This is a genomic window from Halosimplex yunnanense (assembly GCF_054504345.1).
The window spans coordinates 46,294-67,730 of the sequence record NZ_JBTJEL010000034.1 but is presented as its reverse complement, the minus strand read 5'-3'; the positions used below and the strand labels follow the sequence as shown (position 1 = coordinate 67,730).

Annotated in this window: 24 protein-coding genes; 7 read left to right on the top strand and 17 right to left on the bottom strand. The window is 68.7% G+C overall.

All coding sequences use genetic code 11. The features are described 5' to 3' along the window. Positions 1-4 precede the first annotated feature (4 nt). The 3 genes from AB2U09_RS11680 to AB2U09_RS11670 all read right to left on the bottom strand — a co-directional run bounded on the left by AB2U09_RS11680 (position 5) and on the right by AB2U09_RS11670 (position 2,132). Positions 5-1,519 (bottom strand): ribonuclease FAU-1 family protein, encoded by a 1,515-nt coding sequence (locus AB2U09_RS11680; protein WP_459192897.1) that lies wholly within the window; start codon positions 1,517-1,519, stop codon positions 5-7. Continuing rightward, entirely contained in the window at positions 1,516-1,890 is a 375-nt protein-coding gene (locus AB2U09_RS11675) for a DUF7532 family protein (RefSeq protein ID WP_459192896.1), read from the bottom strand. Before AB2U09_RS11675 ends, AB2U09_RS11680 begins: the two co-directional genes overlap by 4 nt. Before the next feature lie 83 nt (positions 1,891-1,973). Then, entirely contained in the window at positions 1,974-2,132 is a 159-nt protein-coding gene (locus AB2U09_RS11670; RefSeq protein WP_459192895.1) for a preprotein translocase subunit Sec61beta, read from the bottom strand. A 142-nt stretch (positions 2,133-2,274) separates the two neighbouring features. On the opposite strand from AB2U09_RS11670, the gene AB2U09_RS11665 reads away from it, so the two are divergent. Next, positions 2,275-2,541, top strand: coding sequence for a thioredoxin family protein (locus AB2U09_RS11665; protein WP_274326015.1), 267 nt, complete (start codon positions 2,275-2,277; stop codon positions 2,539-2,541). A gap of 112 nt (positions 2,542-2,653) precedes the next feature. Here AB2U09_RS11665 and npdG read toward each other — a convergent pair whose 3' ends face one another. From npdG to AB2U09_RS11650, 3 genes are all read right to left on the bottom strand, one after another. Next, positions 2,654-3,322, bottom strand: a complete 669-nt coding sequence (gene npdG, locus AB2U09_RS11660) for an NADPH-dependent F420 reductase (protein ID WP_459192894.1) — start codon at positions 3,320-3,322, stop codon at positions 2,654-2,656. 87 nt (positions 3,323-3,409) lie between these two features. Further along, positions 3,410-4,294, bottom strand: a complete 885-nt coding sequence (locus tag AB2U09_RS11655; RefSeq protein ID WP_459192893.1) for a TIGR01548 family HAD-type hydrolase — start codon at positions 4,292-4,294, stop codon at positions 3,410-3,412. Positions 4,295-4,433: 139 nt separating this feature from the next. Further along, positions 4,434-4,823, bottom strand: a complete 390-nt coding sequence (locus AB2U09_RS11650; protein WP_459192892.1) for a UPF0146 family protein — start codon at positions 4,821-4,823, stop codon at positions 4,434-4,436. Between the two features lie 40 nt (positions 4,824-4,863). Between AB2U09_RS11650 and AB2U09_RS11645 the strand changes: the two genes are divergently transcribed. Both AB2U09_RS11645 and AB2U09_RS11640 read left to right on the top strand, forming a co-directional pair. Then, positions 4,864-5,385 carry an archaemetzincin family Zn-dependent metalloprotease gene (locus AB2U09_RS11645; RefSeq protein ID WP_459192891.1) on the top strand — a complete coding sequence of 174 codons (522 nt, stop codon included), beginning with the start codon at positions 4,864-4,866 and terminating at the stop codon, positions 5,383-5,385. Positions 5,386-5,512: 127 nt separating this feature from the next. Continuing rightward, positions 5,513-5,713 (top strand): hypothetical protein, encoded by a 201-nt coding sequence (locus tag AB2U09_RS11640; RefSeq protein ID WP_459192890.1) that lies wholly within the window; start codon positions 5,513-5,515, stop codon positions 5,711-5,713. A gap of 7 nt (positions 5,714-5,720) precedes the next feature. Here the strand turns inward: AB2U09_RS11640 and AB2U09_RS11635 are convergent, their stop codons facing one another. Then, positions 5,721-6,488: a PHP domain-containing protein gene (locus AB2U09_RS11635; protein WP_459192889.1), complete on the bottom strand. Its 768-nt coding sequence runs from the start codon at positions 6,486-6,488 to the stop codon at positions 5,721-5,723. 220 nt (positions 6,489-6,708) lie between these two features. On the opposite strand from AB2U09_RS11635, the gene AB2U09_RS11630 reads away from it, so the two are divergent. Continuing rightward, the gene (locus tag AB2U09_RS11630; RefSeq protein WP_459192888.1) at positions 6,709-8,073 is read left to right on the top strand and encodes an aspartate aminotransferase family protein; all 1,365 of its coding nucleotides are present in this window, start codon (positions 6,709-6,711) and stop codon (positions 8,071-8,073) included. Positions 8,074-8,131: 58 nt separating this feature from the next. Here AB2U09_RS11630 and AB2U09_RS11625 read toward each other — a convergent pair whose 3' ends face one another. The 4 genes from AB2U09_RS11625 to AB2U09_RS11610 form a co-directional block, all read right to left on the bottom strand. After that, on the bottom strand, positions 8,132-9,097 hold the full coding sequence (locus AB2U09_RS11625; protein ID WP_459192887.1) for a beta propeller repeat protein: 966 nt from the start codon (positions 9,095-9,097) through the stop codon (positions 8,132-8,134). 81 nt (positions 9,098-9,178) lie between these two features. Next, positions 9,179-9,976 (bottom strand): SDR family NAD(P)-dependent oxidoreductase, encoded by a 798-nt coding sequence (locus AB2U09_RS11620; RefSeq protein WP_459192886.1) that lies wholly within the window; start codon positions 9,974-9,976, stop codon positions 9,179-9,181. A 75-nt stretch (positions 9,977-10,051) separates the two neighbouring features. After that, positions 10,052-11,008 (bottom strand): TIGR03557 family F420-dependent LLM class oxidoreductase, encoded by a 957-nt coding sequence (locus tag AB2U09_RS11615; RefSeq protein ID WP_459192885.1) that lies wholly within the window; start codon positions 11,006-11,008, stop codon positions 10,052-10,054. Positions 11,009-11,118: 110 nt separating this feature from the next. Next, the gene (locus tag AB2U09_RS11610; RefSeq protein WP_459192884.1) at positions 11,119-12,249 is read right to left on the bottom strand and encodes an enolase C-terminal domain-like protein; all 1,131 of its coding nucleotides are present in this window, start codon (positions 12,247-12,249) and stop codon (positions 11,119-11,121) included. Between the two features lie 239 nt (positions 12,250-12,488). Between AB2U09_RS11610 and AB2U09_RS11605 the strand changes: the two genes are divergently transcribed. Next, the gene (locus AB2U09_RS11605; RefSeq protein WP_459192883.1) at positions 12,489-13,115 is read left to right on the top strand and encodes a hypothetical protein; all 627 of its coding nucleotides are present in this window, start codon (positions 12,489-12,491) and stop codon (positions 13,113-13,115) included. Positions 13,116-13,132: 17 nt separating this feature from the next. Here AB2U09_RS11605 and AB2U09_RS11600 read toward each other — a convergent pair whose 3' ends face one another. From AB2U09_RS11600 to AB2U09_RS11585, 4 genes are all read right to left on the bottom strand, one after another. Then, positions 13,133-13,378: a type II toxin-antitoxin system HicA family toxin gene (locus AB2U09_RS11600; protein WP_459192882.1), complete on the bottom strand. Its 246-nt coding sequence runs from the start codon at positions 13,376-13,378 to the stop codon at positions 13,133-13,135. Between the two features lie 3 nt (positions 13,379-13,381). Further along, positions 13,382-13,585 (bottom strand): type II toxin-antitoxin system HicB family antitoxin, encoded by a 204-nt coding sequence (locus AB2U09_RS11595; RefSeq protein WP_459192881.1) that lies wholly within the window; start codon positions 13,583-13,585, stop codon positions 13,382-13,384. Between the two features lie 65 nt (positions 13,586-13,650). Further along, positions 13,651-15,483: a ribosome biogenesis/translation initiation ATPase RLI gene (locus AB2U09_RS11590; RefSeq protein ID WP_459192880.1), complete on the bottom strand. Its 1,833-nt coding sequence runs from the start codon at positions 15,481-15,483 to the stop codon at positions 13,651-13,653. A 2-nt stretch (positions 15,484-15,485) separates the two neighbouring features. Next, positions 15,486-15,788: an EMC6-like membrane protein gene (locus AB2U09_RS11585; protein ID WP_459192879.1), complete on the bottom strand. Its 303-nt coding sequence runs from the start codon at positions 15,786-15,788 to the stop codon at positions 15,486-15,488. 215 nt (positions 15,789-16,003) lie between these two features. Between AB2U09_RS11585 and AB2U09_RS11580 the strand changes: the two genes are divergently transcribed. After that, the gene (locus AB2U09_RS11580) at positions 16,004-16,270 is read left to right on the top strand and encodes a winged helix-turn-helix transcriptional regulator (protein ID WP_459192878.1); all 267 of its coding nucleotides are present in this window, start codon (positions 16,004-16,006) and stop codon (positions 16,268-16,270) included. Positions 16,271-16,314: 44 nt separating this feature from the next. Here AB2U09_RS11580 and AB2U09_RS11575 read toward each other — a convergent pair whose 3' ends face one another. Then, positions 16,315-17,439 (bottom strand): hypothetical protein, encoded by a 1,125-nt coding sequence (locus tag AB2U09_RS11575; RefSeq protein ID WP_459192877.1) that lies wholly within the window; start codon positions 17,437-17,439, stop codon positions 16,315-16,317. A 446-nt stretch (positions 17,440-17,885) separates the two neighbouring features. Between AB2U09_RS11575 and AB2U09_RS11570 the strand changes: the two genes are divergently transcribed. Next, entirely contained in the window at positions 17,886-20,030 is a 2,145-nt protein-coding gene (locus AB2U09_RS11570) for a PQQ-dependent sugar dehydrogenase (protein ID WP_459192876.1), read from the top strand. 31 nt (positions 20,031-20,061) lie between these two features. On the opposite strand, the gene AB2U09_RS11565 is transcribed toward AB2U09_RS11570, so the two are convergent. Continuing rightward, entirely contained in the window at positions 20,062-21,246 is a 1,185-nt protein-coding gene (locus tag AB2U09_RS11565; protein ID WP_459192875.1) for an AI-2E family transporter, read from the bottom strand. Between the last annotated feature and the right edge of the window lie 191 nt (positions 21,247-21,437).

Here is a 21,437-nt window from a genome sequence, read left to right as displayed (position 1 = left end):
CCGCTCAGAGCGCGTTCTCGACAGCCGACGCGACGCTCCGGGCTTTCTCGGCCAGTTCGTCGGGGACGTGGCCGGCGTCGACGGCCGCGTCGAGTTCGTCGTCGTCGACCCGCTCGACCCGTCCGTCGGCGTGTTTCACCACGTCGACGTGGAGGTCGACGTAGCGGACCGCCGACGGGAACACCTCGACAGGCGTGCAGATGTTGACGTACGTGCCGCGCTTCTCGCCGTCCTCGCCGCGGTAGACCGTCGGGTACCACCACTTGCCCTCGGTGAGTTTCGTGACGGCGACGTCGCCGGGTTGCTGTTCGACGCCGAGGGCGTCGTAGGTGCCGCGACCGGACATCGCCCGCTCGACGACGACTTTGCCCCCGGGGTCGCGGTCGGTCACCTCGCCGGTGCCGAGCGAGAACATGCGCCCGTCGGGCTTGCCGTGGTCGATCCGGACGCGGTCGCCCTCCGTCGGGCCGTACTGGCGGGTAACGGCGTCGAACGGGAAGTCCGTCTCGCCGTCGCCGCCCGCCTCGGGACAGACGGCCTCGACGAAGTCGACGGCCGCGCTGGCGCTCTGCGTCGCGGCCTTCACGCGGTGGTGGCCGCCCATCGTCGCGGTGACTGCCCGCCGGCGCTCGTCCAGACCGAAGCGGGACTCGCGGCCGAACCAGATCCAGACGGTCGACTCGCCCGGCCAGTAGCAGCGCGGCGCGGCGTCGTCGGGCGCGGGCGCGTCGGCGAACGCCTCGTCGAGTGCGAGCGCTCGCTCGCGGAGCCCTTCGAGCGCGTCGCCGAGCGCGTCGAGGTCGGCGTCGTCGGCCGCCCGACTCCAGTCGATCCCCCAGCCTTCGGGCGGGTCGACCGACAGGATGTCGGCCAGCTCCGGGCCGTTGCTGTCGGGCGAGGACCCGCGGACGAGCGAGGCGAGCCCGCGCTGGACGCGGACCGTCGTGTCGAGGACCGGACGACCGTCGCTCCACGGCGACTCGATCTCTTTCACCTGGACGCGCAGCCGGTCGCCCTCCTCGACGTGCGCTGCCGTCTTCGAGTAGGGGAGAAAGCCCTCGGGGTCGATGCCGGCGACCGGCGGGAGCGCAGCCGCCGCGTCCCCGGCCGTCTGGGTCGCGCTACCGTCGACCAGTTGCACGACCGCGCCGCTCCCGAGCGTCTCGGTCACTTCGCCGGCGTACACCGCGCCGCGAGGCGTCGGGTCGCGCCACGCCATCGCGTCGCGGCCGACCGCGCGAGCCTCGGCCACGGCCGACGCCACCGCGGACGCGTCGCCGGTGATCCCGACGCCCTGCCTGTCGTCGGTCGTCTCGACGACCACGTCGGCGGGCACAACCGGGAACTCGTCGGCGAAGCGGTCGCGGATCGGCGGCGACGCCTGGACGACCGATAGCCCCTCGTCCTCGAACAGGCGTGTCAGCGCCGTCGTGTAGATGCCGCGGACGCGGACGGTCGGAGTGGCGCCGCCCGCACCCGCGTCGGCGTCGCTCCCCGCCGCGCCCTCGTCGTCGCTCATAGCGCGTCGCGGTCGGCGGCGAAGCGGACCCGGTCGTTCACCGTGGAACCGAGCGTCAACTCGACCACGTCGCTGCCCAGCACGCGGCCGCCCTCGACGGGGACGCCCCACGAGTCGAAGCGGAGGTAGCCGCGGATGTCGTCGGCGTGGGTGAACAGATCGAGGTACTCGACGGCGTGCTCGGGGAACTCGGCGCTGGAGTGGGCCTGGTCCATGTCGGAGTAGACGGTGTCGAGCCCCTCGAAGAACGATTCGAGCGCCGCGGCGTCCTCCTCGGTCGCCTCGACGACCGCCTCGGAGACCTCCCGGATCTCCTCGGAGGAGAGGCCGGCGTCGCGCAGCGCCGCCTGCGTTCGCTGGTCGAAGTGCATGCTCGCGGGTTCGCAGTCGGGGCTTGAAAACGTCGCGGTCACGACTGACGCCGCGCTCGTGCGAACCGCGGGCGGGTGCGGCCTCAGACCGTCGCGCGGAGGACGAGGACGAGGAAGCCGAAGAGCACGCCGAAGGCGATGACCGTCTTCGGGTCGATACGGATCGCGTTGCGGTCCTCGGCGTCGAAGTACCGGACGAGGCCGGCACTGGACATCAGTCCGCCGCTGTCGCTGCTGCTCATACGAGTCACTCTCACGGCCGGCCGCCTAAGCCTTTCGTCCCGAGGTCGACCCGCGAACGTGTCGTTGAACCGACCGTCAGTGGGGTCTACAGGCCGGTAGTGGAAACCCTTATCCCGCCGGATTCGCAATTTCAAGTGACGCATGACAGTCACGCTCAAGGACTTCTACGCCGACTGGTGCGGCCCCTGCAAGACGCAGGACCCTATCTTGGAGGACCTCGAAGAGGAGTGGGGCGACGTCGAATTCGAGAAGATCAACGTCGACGAGGAGCAGGACGTGGCCAACGAGTACCACGTCCGCTCGCTCCCGACGCTCATCGTCGAGAACGACGACGGCATCGTCGAGCGCTTCGTCGGCGTCACGCAGGCCGACGACATCGAAGACGCGCTCACGCAGGCCTCGGCCTGACTCTCCGGTCAAAATATCGGTTTCTCCGTTTCCTACTCGATCCAACAGCGACGGCGCTATCGGCCCGCGACTGGATCGCTGGCCGCCGGCACCGCTCGCGATGCAGTGGGACTCAGTGGAACTTGACGCCGACGTCGTGCATGCCCTCGTTGTTCATCGCGATGTTGATCACCAGCGGCGTGACCGCCTCGACCTCGGCGGCGTTGGCGATGCCGCCGGCGGAGACGGCGCGCAGGCCGTCGATCTCCTCGGCGAGCTCCGAGACGAGGTCGGCGGCGTCCTCGTCGTCGGCGACAACGAGGGTATCCACGTCGAGTTCGGCGTCGAGGTTGGCGAGTCGGTCGGCCGCGAGGTTGTGGAACGCACCGACGACCGAGACGTCGTCGGGTGCCGCACCGGCCGCCAGCGCCGTGACGCTCCCGGCGCCGGGCTTGTTGTAGTGCATGCCGTCCTCGTCGCGCTTCATCCCGACGGCCGGGGAGACGAGCATGTCGCCCTCCTCGAGGTCGTCGGCGACGGCCTCGATGGTGTCCGTGAGGTGGTAAGCGGGGACCGCGCAGACGACGACGTTGGCCCGTGCGGCGGCCTCGCTGTTCTCGGCGCCGGAGACCGAGGCCTCGACGCCGCGGCTGTCGAGTTCCGTCACGTACTCCTCGGCCTTGTTCTCGGCGCGCTCGGCGTCGCGCGAGCCGATGATAACCTCGTGGGTGGTGTCGTACGCCCAGCGTAGCGCCAGTCCCTCGCCGATGTCGCCGGTACCGCCAAGCAGTGCGATGTCCATACCGGATGGCTCGGACGATATCAGGATAAGCGTTGCCGATTCCCACGCGCAAGCGGCCGGTGCGGTAGCCTCGGCAGCCCCGGCGGCTCAGTCGTCGCCGTCGGTCCCGTCCAGGAGGGCGGGCAGGTCGTTGACCGAGTCGATCACGGCCGTTGCACCGACTCGTTCGTACTTCTGGCGGCCGTCCTCGCCGGTCAGGCCGCCGGTGAGGACGCCGATGCCGCGGTAGCTCCGGTCGGGGTCCGCGTCGGCGGCGTTGACCGCCGTCCGGACGTCGTCGAGCGTGTCGCCGACGAAGACGACCGACTCCGCGTCGAACCGCTCGGCGAGCGTCACGAGCGCGTGTGGGTCGGGCTTGCCCTCCTGCCAGTCGTCCATCGTGAACCGGTGCTCGTCGGGGACCTCGAGTCCCACACGTTCCAGTGCGATGTCGGCCTCGGCGGCGGGCCGGCCCGTCAGCACGCCCACGTCGTAGCGGGCTTCGAGGGACTCGATGGTCTCGGGTTCGAGGATCTGCGGTTCGTCGTTGATGTACCCCGACGTGTCCATGTCCGGTTCGGCGCCTTCCAGCTCGCGGTACAGGTCGCTGCCGAGGTACAGTTGCTGGAAGACCTCCCGGAGGCGCTCGGGGTCCCACTCGTTCATGACGCGCTCGCGCTCGGCGGGGGCGAGGGCGTCGAGAACGACGGTTTCGGCGGCGGAAACGCCGCCGCCGGTGGCGGCCACGCGGTCGGTAAAGGAGGCCAGCGAGAGGGTGAGTCCCTCGCGGCGCGCGAGGACGTACAGCGCCGCCGCGTCGGTGAGTTCCCAGTCGTTGTTGAACCCGCCGGCGTCCTTGAACTGCTGGATATCGGCTTTCTCGATCGTGTCGCCGTAGACGTGGGCGACGGACTCGACGACGGCACGGCGGTAGGAGTCGGCGACGTCGACGAGCACCCCGTCGACGTCAAGCACGACCGCGTCCGCGTTCATTGGTGTCTCCGGGGAAGAACTCCTCCCAAAAATCCGTTCCGACTTCACCACCCTGTGCCTGGACGTCAGTTTCGACCCACACAGGGGGCGGATTCGCCGATCGAATGGCTGCACCGGTGCGCCTCCTGCGACTCCGCTCTCAGCCCCGGGCGACGAACAGCGTCTCCGCGGGCAGCGTCTCCCGCTCGACGGGGACGAGCGGCTGGTCGGTCCCGAGCGTCGTGAACGCGAACGCCGCGTCGGTCTCGCGGGCGACGGCCAGCGTCGGTCGGTGCAGCTCCGGCGGGAGGTTCAGCGCGTAGACCAGCTCCGCGTCGGCGTAGACCGCCGGGTCGGGGTCGGTCACGTCGTCGCGGACGAACCGAACATCGGCGGGGACTGACCGGGTGCGACGGTCGGTCACGACCACGTCGGTGCCGGCGTCGGCGAGCGCCTCCGCGACGACGGTCCGGCGTCCGACCCCCACCTCGACGGCGGCGTCGAACGCGGCGAATCGATCGACGAGTGCGTCCAGCGTCTCCGGGATCACGTCGCGGTATTTATATTGGCGGCACGCATAAACGTCCCGTATGCACGTCGACATCGTGCCGGTGGGGGACGTCCGCGCCGAGGTGAAACGGGAGGCCTCGGCGAGCCTGCGGGCCGTCTACGAGAGCGACGTCACGATGCACGACACACAGTCGATCCCCTCCGGGGCGTACGACCGCAGTCGCGACCAGTACAGCGCCGAAGCGTTCATCAAACTGGCCACCCGCGTCGGCGACGGCGACAAGAACATCGCCATCACCCCGAAAGATCTGTTCTACCACCGCCGCAACTACGTCTTCGGCCTCGCGTACCTCGACGGCAAGGGGTCGGTCATCTCCACCTACCGGCTCAACACCTCCTCCGACGGCGGCCTCTCACGGCGCTCGGACGGCGACGTCTTCGCCGACCGCGTCCGCAAGGAGGTCATCCACGAGATCGGCCACACGATGGGTCTGGAGCACTGCGACAACAAGCGCTGCGTCATGAGCTTCTCCCCCACCGTCCGCGAAGTCGACATCAAAGACGAAGCGCTCTGTGGGACCTGCCAGCGGCAGGTCATGTGAGAGCGGCGGTATCAGAACCCCATAGACGGCCGTTTTAGCGATTTATTCGCCCGTTCTCCGGAGAGGGACTGAGAGCCAATATAGTTAGGCGCCACCGCTATCGGTGGGCCACGCCTATCCGGAGGTGATGAGTGAATCCCAGCAAAGCGAGCGCACGCGCGAGCTCGGTGAACTGTTCGTCTCGGTCACCGGCGACGACACGGTGACGGAGTCCCAGGAGGCCGAGGGCGAGAAGGTCGCCGACGAGGCGGACGAGGAGGAGTACGTCGTGAGCGACGACGGGCTCGACGGCGCGATCGACGCCGACCTCGACGCGGCGTCGAAGTGAGGGAGCGTTAGACCGGTAGCTCGACGACTTCGAGCGGACCGGTGTCGAGCGCGTCCGTGAGGAGCGGAATCCGTTCTCGCAGTTCCTGCGGCGAGTGGGAGTCCGACCCGACAGTCACGGGCACGTCGTACTCCGCGAGCACCGACAGGAAGTCCTGATTCGGGTGGAACTCGCCGTAGTCGGCCTGTATCCGGCCGGCGTTGAGCTCCGGCACGGTCTCGGCGTCGGCGAGCGCCGCCGCCACCGCTTCGTAGTGGTCGCGGGTCGCGTACCCGCGGAGCGCGGGGTTGCGCTCGACGATGTCGACGTGCGCAGCGATGTCGAACAGCCCGGACTCGATGAGTGAAACCAGCCGGTCGAAGTACTCGTCGACCGCGGCGCGCTGCTGGGCCTCTGTGCGGTCGGTGAAGTAGCTCCGGTGGACGTTGGTCTTCTCGATCTCGTGGACGCTCCCGACCACGTAGTCGAAGTCCGCCCCGTCGAGGAACGCCCGGATCTCGGGCTCGTCGGCGGGGTGGTAGTCGATCTCGGCGGCGTCGAAGATCCGCACGGACGACTCCTCGCGCAGTTCCTCGATTGCGTCCCGGCGGCGCTCGTAGGTCACGTCGAGGTTGAAGCCGAACCGCTTTTTGTACCGCTGGAGGCGCTCGCGCTCGGAGACGTTGCAGTGATCGGCGAAGCCGACGCCGTCGAGCCCGGCCTCCTCGGCCGCCTCCACCATCCCCTCGAGGAACGTGCCGTCGGAGTACGAGGAGTGGACGTGGTAGTCGTACACGGACACAGATCCGGCTGCCACGGCGAAGGACCTTTCGGGGGAACGGGTCGCCGATACACGGAACCCCGCCGACGGAGTCCGGCCACCGCGTCGACCGAGTCTGGTACCTCGCTGACGGGGGCACCAGATCGGCGGGACGGGGACCACCCATCTCCCGGACGGAAGCGGAAAATCGCTCGGGGAAACCAATTGAAAAACCATTCAAGACCGTAGGGGTCCCATGACCGCTCCCCCACCCATCGAGGAACTCCACTTCGACGACGCGCCGAACGTCGACGAGGTTCCCGGCCCGAAGTCCCGACGGCTTCGCGAGCGCCAGCGCGCCGCGGAGAGCTCGGCGGTGCTGTACCCGACGGAGATGCCCATCGCGTTCCGCGAGGGGAAGGGCGCGACCATCGAGGACGTGGACGGTAACCGCTACCTGGACTTCTTCGCCGGCATCAGCGTCCTCAACGTCGGCCACGCCAACCCATACGTCGCCGAGGCGGCCGCCGAGCAGAGCCGGACGCTGCCCCACTCGCTCGACTTCCCGACCGAGCCTCGGCTCGACCTGATCGAGAAGCTCGAGGATATCGCACCGGGGGGACTGGCCGGGGCGAGCCGGGTGGTCTTCGGCGGCCCGACGGGGAGCGACGCGGTCGAGGGGTCGATCAAGCTCGCCAAGCAGTACACGGGCAACCGCGGGATGGTCGCCTTCTACGGCGCGTTCCACGGCGAGACCTCCGGCGCGTTCAGCCTCAGCGCCGACGGGAAGTACAAGCGCGACTACACGCCCCTGCTCGCCGAGGTCGAACACGCCCAGTACCCCTATCCGTTCCGACAGGGTATCCCGTCCGGGGAAGCGGTGGACCGTGCGCTGGACGACGTGCAGACGCTGCTGGGCGACCGCTACGGTGCGATGCCCAACCCCGCGGGCGTGTGGGTCGAGCCGATACAGGGCGAGGGCGGCGTCGTCGTCCCGCCGGAGGGGTTCATGTCCGGCCTGCGCGACCTCTGTGACGACTACGACGTGCCGCTGATCGTCGACGAGATCCAGACGGGGATGGGCCGCACCGGGGAGTGGTGGGCCAGCGACCACTTCGACGTGACCCCCGACGCGATGACCGTCGGGAAGGGCATCGCCAACGGCCACCCGCTCTCGGCGACGATCTACCGCGAGGAACTGGACACCTGGGGGCCGGGCGGGCACACCGGTACCTTCCGCGGGTACAACGTCGCGATGCGGGCCGCGCTGCGCTCCATCGAGTACATCGAATCCCAGGACCTGCTCGACCACGCCACCGAACTCGGGGAGTACATCCGCGGACGGCTCCGCGACGTCGACAGCCCGCTCGTCGGCGAGGTCCGTGGCCTCGGCCTGTTCGTCGGCGCCGAGTTCGTCGACGCGGAGGGACGGCCCGCGTCGGACGCGGTGAGCGAGGTGCGCCAGCGCTGCATGGAGCGAGGCGTCCTCGCGTGGGGTGGCGGCCGCGACGACAACGTCCTCCGCCTGCTCCCACCGCTCGTGATGACCCGCGAGCAGGCCGAGACCGGCCTCGATATCGTCTGTGAGGCGATTGAAGCCGTGTCCGCCGACCGACAGTAACAGAAAGACCGCTGAAACGAGCGGAGTAGCGGATTTCGTGGGTCGATCGCGGCCGAGCTTACTCCTCGACCCACGTTAGCGGCGTGTAGCGGCCGGTGAAGTCGTCGGTCACGGGGATCTCGCCCACGGAGACCCAGCCGGTCGAGCGGTCCACGAGGACCGACCCGCGGTGGGTCGCCACGACGAGGTCGCCGTCGGCGGCGGTCATCCCCGTGACCGTCTCGTCGGGCCTCGGGAAGTCGACGCGCTCCAGCGAGTCGTCCCGGAACGCGAACAGTTCGGGGTCGGCGTCCTCGTCCTCCCACGTCGAGGAGTTCGCCAGGGCGCCCCCGGCGTAAATTGTCCCGTCGAGCGAGAACGCCGACCGGAAGTACCGCTGGTCGAACCCCCCGTCCAGTCGCGTCCACGATTCGCCGCCGTCTACCGTCCGAAAGAGCCCGAATCCGGTTGCCGCGACGTACTCTCCCGGCCAGACCACGTGGAGTTCGTGGATGTCGTCGTCTACACCCTCGCGCCGCTCTTCCCACGTCTCGCCGCCGTCGTCGCTGAGGTGGACTCCACCCACCTCGACGCCGGCGACGATTCGGTCGGGTTCGGCGGGGTCCCGGTGGATATCGCGGACCTGCGCGAGGTTCTCGTGGCGGGGGAGCCGCCACTCCTCTCGCGAAGGGAGTTCCTGGAAGTCGTCGAGATCGCGCCACTCGATGGCGTCGAGCGCAGCGTCGTCACCCAGCTCGGCGACGTAGACGTGGGCCGGTTTCGTCCCGGCGTAGAGCCTGTCGCCGGCCCGGGCGGCGCCGACCGAGTACACTCGTTCCTGCGGGACGTCCAGATCCGTCCACGAGTCGCCGTCGGGGGAGTGAAAGAGACCGGTCTTCGTCGCCGCGAAAATCCCGTCGAGTCCGTCGAACGTCCGGAGGCGCAGGACGCGGCCGCTGTCGAGGACCTGCGCGGCGGTCGTTTCCGCCGGACCGTCGAGATCGGAGAGCCGATACACGCCGTCGTCGCTGCCGGCGAGGAGCATGCTCGGATGAACGGCCGACCGCCCCAAAAGCGCTCGCTGAACCCCGTTTTTGTAACTTCTATTACCACTCCGGACGGATCGTCAGATGGTACTGCCGCCGTCGACCCACAGGACCTCGCCGGTGACGTAGTCGGCGCCCTCGCTGGCGAGGTAGCGATAGGCGTCTTTCAGGTCTTCGGGGCGGCCCGCGCGGGTGGGCGGTTCGCGGCCCCCGCCCACGGAATCTGCGGCGCGCTCGGACCAGCCCTCGGTGATCTCGGTGGCGATGGGGCCGGGCGCGACGGCGTTGACGCGCACGCCGTGCTGGGCGAGTTCGAGCGCGGCGCTCCGGGTGAGCATCTTCACCGCGCCTTTTGTCGTCGCGTAGTGGGAGTGCTCCCACTCGGCGTGCTCGCTGGTGGTCGACGCGGTGTTGACGACGGCGCCGGGTTCGTCGCGGTCGATCATGTCCTGGGCGGCGAGTTGCGTCCCGAAGAAGGCGCCGCGGGCGTTGACGGCGTGGAGACGGTCGTACTCCTCGGGCGTCACGTCGAGGAACTCGCGGCTGACGTGGATGCCCGCGTTGTTGACCATCACGTCGACGCCGCCGAACTCGCGGGCGCCCTCGACCACCGAGGCGAGGTCGTCGTAGTCGGCCACGTCGGTCTCGACGAACTCGCCGCGGCCGTCGGTCCCGTCGTCGATCAGTTCGTGCGTCGGTGTCTCGGCGTCGCCCGCCGCCGCCTCGGCGTTCCGGTCTTTCGGCTCTGCGCGCACGTCGGCGTTGATCACCGTCGCGCCGGCCTCGCCGAAGCCGACGGCGACCGCGCGGCCGATGCCGGAGCTGGCGCCGGTGACGACCACGGTGTCCTCGAAGAAGTCCGCGCTGATCGTGCCCATACCCGCCCCTCGGGCCGTCGAGCCAACGGTCTTTCGGTGACTGAGTCCCGGTGAGCGGACGCTCGGGACCGCAGTCTACGAGAACGACGGCAGGACTTCTTCCCGGTAGAGGTCGAACAGCGCCTCCTGATCGTCGCCGATCTGCATGGTGTAGACGTGGTCGTAGCCCTTGTCGAGCGCTTCCTGGATGGTGTCGATGTGCTGCTGGGCGTCGGGGCCGGTCAGGATGGACCCCTCTCTGATGTCGTCCTCGGAGACCATCTGGGTCGCCTGCTCGAAGTGCTTCGGCGTGGGGAGGATGGCGCTCAGCTCGCCGGGCAGCCCCGAGTTCGGCCACAACTCGTGGGCCGTCGAGACGGCCTCGTCCTCGCTGTCGGCGACGCAGGCCTGTAGCTGGCAGAGCCGCGGTCCGTCGCCGCCCTCCGCTTCCCACGTCTCGATGGCGTCCTGCGGGCCGACCGACCAGAAGCCGTCGCCGAAGTCGGCGGCCGCCTTCGCGGCCTTCTCGCCGTAGGCCGAGACACAGATCGGCGGCCGTTCCTCGGGGAGCGTGAACAGTTTCGCGTTCTCGACGGTGTAGTGCTCGCCGTGGAAGGAGACGTTCTCGCCGGCCCACAGCTCGTCGACCACTTCGACGGCCTCTTCGAGCATCTCCAGGCGGACCTCGTGTTCCGGCCAGTGGTCGCCGAGGACGTGCTCGTTGAGCGCCTCGCCGGTGCCGACGCCGGCGTAGAAGGTCCGGCCGTCGAACATCGCCGCCGCCGTCGCGGCCGCCTGCGCGTAGATGGCCGGGTGCATCCGCATGACCGGCGCCGAGACGCCCACGCCGACGTCGATGTCGTCGGTCGCCGCCGCGACGCCGCCCAGCGTCGACCAGACGAACGGCGCCTCACCCTGGTTGCTGTTCCACGGGTGGAAGTGGTCGGATATCGACAGGAAGTCGAAGCCGACCTCCTCCGCGCGGCTGGCGTACTCGACGAGGTCGTTCGGGTGGTGCTCCTCGCTCGACAGCGTGTATCCGATCTCGGGCATAATCGAGGGCTCTGCGGGCGCTACTCCCGTCGGAGCGGTAAGCCCGATGCCGGCGTACGAAGGGCGGATATCCTGGCGGGACGGTCGCCGCGAGCGGGAACGCGAACGGTTCAGTTCACCCGATGGGCGTCGATGTAGCTCCAGTCCCAGTCGATACCGAGTCCCGGCTCCTGCGGGACGCTGACGGTCCCGTCGTCGTTGAGCGCGTCGGTCGGCGAGTGCAAGTGGGGTGGCGTCCAGTCGTAGTCGTAGTCGGGGTGGAGCAGTCCGCGCTCGCAGTAGCGACCGGGGATCGACATGGCGCCCATGACGTGGAGGTTGGGGACGCTCCCGCCGTGGGCCTCGCAGGTCATCTCGAACGCCTCGCAGAGGTGGACCGTCTTCATCGCGCCAGTGATCCCGCCGCCGTAGTCGCAACTGGTCCGACAGATGTCCATCGCGCCGCGCTTGATCCACTCCGCGCGGGTCTGCATGTTCCCGCGGAGCGTCTCGGGGCCGAGGACCGGGATCGACACCTCGTCGGTCAGCCACTCGTAGGCGGCGGTGGACTGCTCGTTCAGCGGCTCCTCGAACCAGAGAAAATCGAGGTCGGCGAGGGCCTCCCCGATCCGCTTGGCCTCGATCCGCGTGTAGAAGTGATGGGAGTCGAGCATGAGGTCGATCGACGGGCCGACGCGCTCGCGGACCGCGCGGCAGGCGGCGATCACCCGTTCGGGGTCGGGGTCGTACGGCGGCATCCACGAGTGGAGCTTGATCGCCGGGTACCCCTTCTCGACCAGCTCTTCGGCGAAGTCGGCGTACGCCTCCGGCGTCCCGAGGCCGTCGGGGTCGTCGTCGCCGCACATGGTGCTCGCGTAGCAGGGGATCCGGTCGCGGTCGCCGCCGAGGAGCCGGTAGACCGGGAGGTCGGCACGTCGGCCGGCGAGGTCCCAGAGGGCGTGGTCGATAGTGGCGATCGGGACGCGGCCGTACGAGGTGGCCCGGTGGGTGGCAATGTCCTTCCAGATCGCCTCGCGGGCGAGCGGGTCCTTCCCCTCGAGGAACGAGGCCATCCACTCGTTTCCCGACTCGCTGCCGCCGGGCGCGTACCCGTCCGGCCCCTCGTCGGTCACGATCCGGGTGATCGTCCGCTCCGTCTCGACGGGCGGCCCCTCGCCGGGATGGGAGTGGCCCTTCCGGTCGTTCTCTTTCGGCTGGCGCTCCGTCTCGAACCGGATCGTCTCGACGTCCGTGATCTGCATGGCAGCGAACCGACCGGACGACGTAAAACCGTTCGGGCGCCGCAGATCGCTCCGGGTTCGGCCGCCCCGACGACGTCAGTGTCCACGTGCGAGAGGGGGTGATCGGACCGACAGGGGATGTCGCCGGCGAACGGCGGTGACGTAAGGAGCCCTCCCCCCGGACAACCGATCATGGTCTACAAACCGGGCGCGAGCGGCGGGAGCGAGACCGGGGACCGGTATCGAGGTGGACGGCGCTCGTGACGCTCGCGATCGGCGTCCCGTCGCCCGAGACGGCCAGTCGACAGGCGAGCGCGCTCGCCGTCTTTGCCGCGAGCGCGGCCGCGTTCGCCTTGCTCTACCCGGACCCGTTCGCCGACGCGTACTTCGCGGCGTGGGTGCTGGTCGTCGTCGGACTCGCCGCCGTCGCCGCGGTCGGCGCGTGGACGAGCCGGACGCCGCTCGTCTGGGCAGCCGCCCTCCTGACGACGGGTCTGGCGGTCCTCGGAATGATGTCGATCGGCCTGTTCGTCGCCCCCGTCGCGCTCCTGTTGCTCCTGACCGCCGGGTTCTCGCAGGCGGCGGGCCCGCGCGAGGGCGTCCGGGAGGCGATCCCCGCCGATTCCCCGAGTGCTCGGGAACTCCTGCTGAAGGCGCTGGCGGGGATCGCGGCCGTAGCCGCGGGGCTCGGACTGGTATACTTCGGTGCCGTCGCTCGGCCCCTGTTCGGGGCGTGTGCGCGAGAGACGCTGCGGTGCGCGCTTGCGAGAACTCACTGGGACGCGGCCGCCGTCACCGCGCTGGGTCTACTGGCACTGTGTCTCGGCGGCTGGCTACTCTGGCGACAGCAGTATGTCGCCCGCATGCTCGCGTCATCGGAAAAGTGATCTGCAGGCAAGCGGCTTCAGCGGTGTTCGTCGATCCACTCGCACCACGAGCGGAAATCCTCCGCTCCGCACTGGTCGGCGATGTTCTGCAGCGTCCCGGTTCGAACGCGGTCGTGTAGCGGAACGGTGACTGTGCGCTTCTCGCCGGTCTCTGGATGGGTGTACTTGAGAATCGCATGATCGCCACGCGTCCTGTCGTGACGATACCCGAACATCCGAAGGACGGAGACGATGTCTTCACCCGAAAAGTCCCGCGAAACCATTCGTTACCCGTCGAACCACGGCGCGTCCGGTTCGGGGGCCTCGGAGTCTGCCTCCCTGGCTTCCCGGGTCGCCTCGACGGCCTCGTCGAGGTTTTCCAGCGCTTCCGTCCTGCTGGGGCCCTGGCTCGCGACGCCGGTCTCCTCGTCGATTGCCGACCACCAGCCGTCGTCTTCCTCGACGAGACGAATCTCGCGGCCCGTGCTCATACGAATCGGTACGGCGGAATGCCGGATAAGGGTTCGGCAAGTCCGGAGGCGAGTGGACGCTCCGCTCAGTCGCTGTAGTAGTACTCGCCGGCGTTCTTCTGCTCGCGGTCGAGCTGGCTGCCGGGCTTGTTGATGCGCGGGCGGCCGGTCCGCTCGTCGCGGCGGAACGTGATGTCGAGGTTCGCGAGGAACTCGTTCATGCCGTCGCGCATGCCGACCGGCGGCGAGGCGTGGCCGCGCTCGGCGGGCTCGCCGTCGAAGACGAGCAGGCGGTCGGCGAGCAGGTCGACCATGTAGATGTCGTGGTCGATGACCAGGGCGGTGGCGTCGTGGTTCTCGGCGTAGCGGCGGATGGCGGTGGTGGCGCGCACCCGCTGTTCGACGTCGAGGTGGGCCGACGGCTCGTCGAGCAGGTAGAGATCGGCGTCCTCGGAGAGGCAGGCCGCGATGGCGACCCGCTGACGTTCGCCGCCGGAGAGGTCGGTGAGGTTCTGCTCCATGACGCGGTCGAGCTGGAGCGGGTCGGCGATCTCCGTGTTCCAGTAGGAGGTGCCGAAGTCGTCGGTGATCGAGGCGAGGAAGGCGTCAACGCGCATCGGCTGGTCGATCTCGACGTACTGGGGCTTGTAGGCGATGTCCAGTTTCGCGTCGACCTCGCCCTCGTCGGGCTCGAGGCGGCCGGCGAGCATCTGCGCGAACGTCGACTTCCCGATCCCGTTGGGACCGACGACGCCCAGCACCTCGTTCTCCTGGATCTCGCCGCCCTCGACTTCGAGCGAGAACTCGCCGTCGCCGTAGGACCTGGTGAGGTCGGGGTACTCGACGACCACGTCGCCCTCCGCGGTCTGGCGCGGGGCGTGTTCCTCGAACTCGATGGACTCCTGGCGGACGCGCATGTTCTCGTTCTCGAGATAGCCGCCGAGGTACTCGTTGATGCCGTTCTTCGTGGACTTGGGCGAGGTGATGACACCGAACGCGCCCGGCGACCCGTAGGCGACGTGGATGGTGTCGGCGAGGAGATCGAGGATGGCCAGGTCGTGCTCGACGACGAGCATCGAGCGGTCGCCCTCGTCGGCGAGTTCGCGCACGAGGCGCGCGGCGGTCATCCGCTGACCGATGTCGAGGTACGGCGTCAGCTCGTCGAGGAAGTAGAAGTCGGCGTCGCGGGCGAGACAGGCCACGAGCGCCACGCGCTGGAGTTCGCCGCCGGAGAGCGTGTCGATGTCCTGATCGACGACGGGGCCGATTCCGACGCGCTCGATCAGTTCGTCGAGTTCGCCGCGCTCGTCGGTGCGTTCGAGCAGTTCGCGGGTCGTCCCGTCGAACTGGTCGGGGATCTGGTCGACGTACTGCGGTTTGCGCGCGACGGTCACGTCGCCGTCGCGCAGCTCTTCGAGGTAGTTCTGCAGTTCCGTCCCGCGGTACTCGTCCAGCACGGCCTCCCAGGTCGGCGGGTCGCCGGAGACCTCCCCGAGGTTCGGAGCCATCTCGTCGGCGAGGATGCGAACGGCGGTCGTCTTCCCGATGCCGTTCGGGCCGAGGATACCCGTCACTTGCCCCTCTTGGGGCGCTGGCAGTCCGTAGAGGGCGAAGGCGTTCTCGCCGTAGCGGTGGACGGGGTCGTCGTCGAGTTCCTGCGGGAGGTTGATGATCTCGATGGCGTCGAACGGGCACTTGTTGACGCAGATGCCGCAGGACTCGCCGAGACAGATCTCCTCGGAGATGTGGATCTGGTCGGGGGCGCCCTCGTAGGGTTCGTCCTCGCCGAAGCGCTCCTCGCGCGTGACGATACACTCCTTGCCCGAGCGGTTCGGCGGGCAGAAGTTCGCACACTCGTAGTTACAGCGGTCGGGTTGACAGCGGTCGAGGTCGACGACCGCGATGGAGTCGTCTGCCATCGTTACAGGGTGGTCCCCGCGGTCAGCAGGATTCCCCACGAGACGAACCACAGCGAGAAGGTGATGAACGCGACGTAGAGGTACTCCTTCGGGCCGAAGTCCTCCACGTCGATGCCGATCACCGAGTACACCGGGATCTGGACGAGGACGGCCGCCCCGAGCAGGTAGAGCCCGAGCCGGTCGTTCGGGCCGGCCGCGAGCGCTGCCGCGGCGACGCCGGCGCCGATCCCCAGCAGGGAGGCGAACGTCGTCACCGTCAGCCCCCGGAGGTGGTCGTCCCAGCCCTCGGCGGTTTCGGTAGCCATACGTCCGTCTCGGCCACGCGGGCTAAAAAGCCGTTCGTTCCCCTCCCCGCCGCGCGAGCGCAATCGGTCCCGATCGCCGACCACCATCGGCCTCGCGATCACCCGCTGATCGCGGGCCGGCGCCGGGCCGATCCGACGCCGTGCCGGCGCTGCTCGCCGATCTTGGCTAACGCCAGTGTCAATCTTTATTGTACGCGCGCCCTTCCCTCCTATCGATGCAAGAGACAGACGGGGACGACCTCAGCGATCTGCCGCCGAGCGCGAAACTCGTCTACAAAGTACTGGAGTACGACGGTCCGCTCACCCAGAAGGGGATCGTCGAGGAATCGATGCTCTCCGCGCGTACCGTCCGCTACGCCCTCGAACGTCTCGAAGAAATCGGCGTCGTCGAGGAAGACGTCTACTTCGCGGACGCCCGACAGAATCTCTACGAGATCGACGCGACCGACTGCGAGTGCGAAGCGGCCGCGTCGGCCGACTGACGTCACCCGTTTCTCTTCGTCCCGTCGCTTCGGTCGACCGCCGCTCAGCCGTCGGTCTCGGTTCCGGTTCCAGTGTCGGTGGCCGAGGGTTCGGTCGCAGCGTCGGTAGCGGTCGCCGTCCCTTCGTCGGACGTTCCAGTCGCTGTGCCCGGCGTGGCCGTTCCCTCGCCGCCCTCCGATTCGACGACGGTGTAGCCGTCGATCGTCTCCTCGTCCCACATGACGTGAACGAACGGCTGCGTGTTCCCGTTCGGCAACTCGAAGGCCGTCTCGACGGGAGCGGGAACGGGGCCGTCCTCGGTGACCCGGATCGGCGCGACGACGGCGTGGGTCTGGTGGAGGTTGCCGAGGTACGCTTCGTCAGGGGAGAGGGGGAGTTCCGGGTCGGTCGCCAGCGAGTAATCGGACTTCCGGATCATCTGGGTCGTCATGAAGTGGATCACCTGCCGCCGGTTGCGCACCTCGCCGTTGACGACGACGTTCCCGAGCCCCCAGAACGCGCCGTAGGTGAACGCCGTCGGGAGCAGCGGTGAGCCGGTCCCGGTCACGCCGTGGAGCCACGAGTTCGTCACGACGCCGCCGCCCGTCTGCCACGACGGGATCGGGGGCTGGAACACCTGATCGACTTCGAGGCGGTACTCGTTGTCCGCCGGGTCGGAGAACGTGGCAGTCAGTTCGACCGTGTCCGGCGTGTCCGTCCCCGCCCCGGGGCGATCCCACGGTCGGCGGTCGACGTAGGTCAGGTCGAGTTCGCCGCTGACTTCCTGGCGCGAGGGGCTCGCAAACGAGTCGAACGTCGTCACGGTGTACGCCGAGTCGTCCTCCGTCGTCTCGCGCTGCTCCAGCGGGAGCCCGACCTGATAGGTCTGGTCGCGCAGGAGGTCGGCGACCGGCCCCTCGGCGACGTTCACCCAGTGCTGGCCCGTGTTGATCGGCTCGTCGGGGGTCCCGAACACGAACTCGTCGATCCGGCGTTTCGCGGGCAGGACCCAGTTGACCGCCTGGCCCGAGTCCTGGTGGACGGCGAGCCTGATCTCCGGGTACTCGGTCGACGCGTCCGACTGGGCCCGCGCGACGTTCACGGGCACGTCGGCGACGTGCGCGCCGCCGAGCGCACCGAGTGCGGCGATACCACCGGCTTTGAGAACGTCCCGTCGTTGCGGTGCCATCACAGACTGCTCGGCCGGCCGCCGAAAAGGCGCCCCGACCGTTCACGTCCGCGCCGACAGCGCCGCACAGAGTAAGCGGCCGTTCCGCACCGCCCACCGTCGCGGACGTACCACGCGACGGACACGCGTTCGAACCGACACTCGGGCACGCTCTGTGGCCCCGTAAGACGACGTTTCGCTCGAAACTGGCCGAACGAAAGCGGTCGCTCGGCTCGGCTTACCGCTCGCGAACGGGCGTGTTATACTCCACCATGGCGAACATGTAAGCGTATCCGCTCTCTGCAGAGCGCGCGCGTGTCGGCCGACGTCGATCGGGTTCGGTATCCGCGGTCACATTCGGCGCCCGATCGCCGCTAGGAACGGTCTATCGAAATTTCTCGCGGAATACCGGAAAAACGGTTGTCGGCACTTTTCGTCGTTCCACGTGAGTGGCTCACGGGGCACACATGACAGACGATTCGAACGGTACGGACGGATCGACGGAACAGGCGGACGAGACTGGGAACTGGCTCCCCTCGCGGCGGCGGTTCCTCGAAGTCGGTGCGGCGACGGGAGCGATCGCGGGGCTGGGCAACCTGGCGCTCGGTCGTCAGGAACGGACCTACCGGTTCGGGGGCGAGGTGTCGGCGTGGATGGGTCAAGAGCCCGACGCCATCGCGGACGAGGAGAACCCGACGCTGGAACTGACGGCCGGGACCGAGTACGAGGTCGTCTGGGAGAACCTCGACGGCGCACCCCACGACTTCACGATCCAGGACGACCAGGGAGAGACGATCACGGCGACGGAGACGATGTCCGAAGAAGGGGCGACCCGCTCGCTGACGTTCACGGCGACCGAGGAGATGGCCCAGTACATCTGTACCGTCCATCCGAACACGATGATCGGCGACATCGAGGTGACCGAGGGTGCGACGGCCACGCCGGGAGCGGAGACCGAGACGGCGACCGGGACCGAGACGGAGACGGAGACCGAAACCGGGACGCCCGGCGTTGGCGCCGGGTTCTTCGAGGCCGGTGCCGAAGTCGGGATCCGGCAGGTCGCCGACGGGCCGCTGACGGCGCCGACGGACTTCGCGGACCCCGACGACGGAACGGGCCGCTTTTTCGTCACGGACCAGACCGGGGAGCTGTACCTCGTCCGCGAGAACGGCGTGCGCGACGAGCCGCTCATCGACGTGAGCGACCGGATGGTCGATCTCGGCACGTTCTACGGCCTGTACGCGAGCCAGACGCAGGACTACGACGAGCGGGGGCTGCTCGGGATCGCCCTCCATCCGCAGTTCGAGGAGAACGGGCAGTTGTATCTCCACTACAGCGCGCCGCCGACCGAGGAGCTGCGGTCGATCAACTGGGACCACGTCGAGGTGGTCGCGGAGTTCCAGATGGCCGAGGGCGGCGACTCAGTCGACCCCGACTCCGAGCGACAGCTCCTGCGGATCCCGCACCCGCAGTACAACCACGACGCCGGGCCGATGGCGTTCGGGCCCGACGGCTACCTCTACGTCCCGATGGGCGACGGCGGCGGCGCCAACGACGACATGTACGGTCACGCCGACGACTGGTACGAGACGAACGACGGCGGCAACGGGCAGGACCTCAGACAGAACCTGCTCGGCGACATCATCCGCATCGACGTCGACGAAGGGACCGGAGGGGCGACCGAGACGGGGACGCCGGGTGGAACCTCGACGGCGACGCCGACCGGGGCGGAGGCCGACGAGGAACTGCCCTACGGCATCCCCGACGACAACCCGTTCGTCGACGAGGACGGGGCCATGGACGAGATCTACGCCTACGGGTTCCGCAACCCGTTCGGCATCGACTTCGACTCGGAGGGGAACCTCTTCGTCTCCGACGCCGGCCAGAACCTCTGGGAGGAAGCGAGCGTCGTGGAAGCCGGCGGCAACTACGGCTGGAACGTCAAAGAGGGGACTCACTGCTTCAGCACCGACGAGCCGAGCACCGTCGGCGCGATCACCGACTGCCCCGACAGCGAACCCGACGACGCGCCCTACGACGGGAGCGACCTCGTCGACCCAGTCGTCGAGTACCCGCACGTCTACGAGGGGCAGAGCGTCGGGATCACCGTCGTCGGCGGCCACCGCTACGAGAACGACACCGTCTCCGAACTCCAGGGCGCGTACGTCTTCGGCGACTGGTCGGCCGACCCGGCGCGGTCCGAACCGCTCGGTCGGGTGTTCACCGCGATGCCGCCCGACGACTTCGGCGGCGGCGAGGGAGCCGAGACCGGGACCGAGACCGACACTGGGACCCCTGCGGCGACGGCGACGACCGCCGGAGCGGGAACGGAGACGGCCCAGAGCGACGAGACGCCCGGAGAGGAAGAAGAGACGCCGGCCATCGGCCCCGACGACGTGCCGCGCGACGAGCTGTGGGAGATGGCTGAACTCCAGTTCGTCGACGGGTTCGACTGGTTCGTCAGGCAGTTCGGACAGGACCAGGACGGCGAGATCTACGTCCTGGCGAACCGCCGCGGCGTGCCCGAAGGGGAGACCGGTGCGGTCCTGCAGATCGTCCCGCCCGAACAGGGCGAGTCCCTGACCGCGACCGAGACGGACACCGGAAGCTGATCCCGTCGGGGACCCGACGGCGCGAAACCGGTCACTCGTCGGAGTCGGTTTCGTCGTCCGGGTCGGCAGCCGTCGGTTCGGCGGCGGTCCGTTCCGCGTCAGTTGCCGCCGGGTCGGCAGCCGCATTCACCGACTCGGCTCCGGATTCCGTGCGTTCGAGAGTACCGTCGCCGGTCGAATCCGCGTGCGACGGCCCGGCTCGCGCCCGGGCGAAGCAATCGAGCGTGAGTTTCGCCCCGCCCAGCACTACCGGACCGATGAACAGCCCGACGGCGCCGAAGACGACGAGGCCCCCGAAGATGCCGACCACGACGGTCGCGGAGTTGAACGCCGCGGTCTGGCCGATGAGCGCCGGCCGGAGGTACGAGTCCGAGAAAGTGACGAACAGGCCGTAGAGGGCGATCGCCGCGCCGGCGGTCTGGCGGCCGCTGGCGACGAGATACACCGCCGCGGGGATCCAGACCCCGAACGCGCCGACCAGCGGGAGCAGCGTCAGGACGAACGTCGCGACGGTGAGGAAGACGACGGCGGGCACGCCGGCGACAAACAGCCCCGCGCCGAGCATGACCGCCTGGATGGCCGCGACGGCGACGTTCCCGACGACCGAGGCCCACATGAGTTCGTCCAGCCCCTCGCGGAGTTCGTCGAGGATCTCACCCTCGACGGGGAGCACCCACTGGAACCACGCCACGAGTCGCTCCCCGTCCCGCAGCAGGGCGAAGAGGACGAACAGCGTGACCGTGATCCCGATGAACAGGCCCGGGAGACTGCCGACGACGTCGATCGCGCCCATCGCGACTTCCCGGATGGCCGCCGCGATCCGCCCCTGGTTCGACTCGTACAGCGCGACCAGGTCGACCGCGAACCCGTTCGTCGCGAGCAGGTCCTCGATCGTCCCCAGATCGAGCGCGCCGTCCCTGATAGCGGCCACGAGCCCGAGCGCCTGCTGGACCGCGATCGAGACGACGTAGATCAGCGGAATGAGTACCAGCAACAGCGTCGCGGCGACGAGGGCGAAGGCCGCGAACGTCGGTCTGACGTGTCCTTCGAGGCGGCGCTGGACCGGGTACAGGATGTACGCGAGGACGACCCCGAAGAGGACGAACTGCAGGTACGGCAGGAGGACGAAAAGCGCCAGCACGGCACTCGCTAGCGCGAAGGCGGTCAGCCCGGACCGCTCGACGATCCACTCGGAGGGGACGAGACGCTCTGTCATGCCCGGACGAACACCGTACTGACACATTAGTCCGGTGATACGACGGATCGGTCGGGACGTGGGACCGAATCCCGAACCCGCTGTTTCACCCGATCACGCGGTCGTTTCACCGCCGCAGTTCGATCCCCCGAAACGCCGATCGCCGCGAAGTATACGCCGTTTAACGCCGATAACCAGCTGGTAACTAATCC